We start from the raw sequence: 435 nt of genomic DNA, 5'->3' as shown, positions 1-435 counted from the left end.
CATCGAGAAGGTCACCGAGCGTGTGCCGTTGGCCCCGGGCAACAAGCGGATCGAAGATGTCGAGCTGAACATGAGCCGCCAGATCGTCGAGGACCCGGGCGCCCCCGGCACCCAGGACGTGACCTATGCGGTGGCCAAGGTGAACGGTGTGGAGACCGGCAGGCTGCCAGTAGCCAATGTCGTGATCGACCCGGCGCGCGACGGCGTGCTGCGGGTCGGAGCAAAGCCGGGCACCGAAGTTCCGCCGGTTACCAACGGCTCCGCCTGGGATGCGCTCTCGCAGTGTGAAGCGGGAGGTAACTGGGCTATCAACACTGGTAACGGGTTCTACGGCGGCGTTCAATTCGATCAAAACACCTGGGAGCGACAGGGTGGTCTGCGGTATGCTCCGAGGGCCGATCTGGCGACTAGAGAAGAGCAGATTGCGATTGCTAC

1 protein-coding gene is annotated in these 435 nt (G+C 63.4%); it reads left to right on the top strand.

Going from position 1 to position 435, the window contains the following annotated elements:
* The coding region (locus RNB18_RS52395) for a resuscitation-promoting factor (RefSeq protein ID WP_311721103.1) at positions 1–435 on the top strand (435 nt) is incomplete at both ends.

The sequence above is a fragment of the Streptomyces doebereineriae genome (assembly GCF_031845645.1).
Lineage (GTDB): Bacteria > Actinomycetota > Actinomycetes > Streptomycetales > Streptomycetaceae > Streptomyces > Streptomyces canus.
This window is presented reverse-complemented; position numbering and strand designations above follow the sequence as displayed.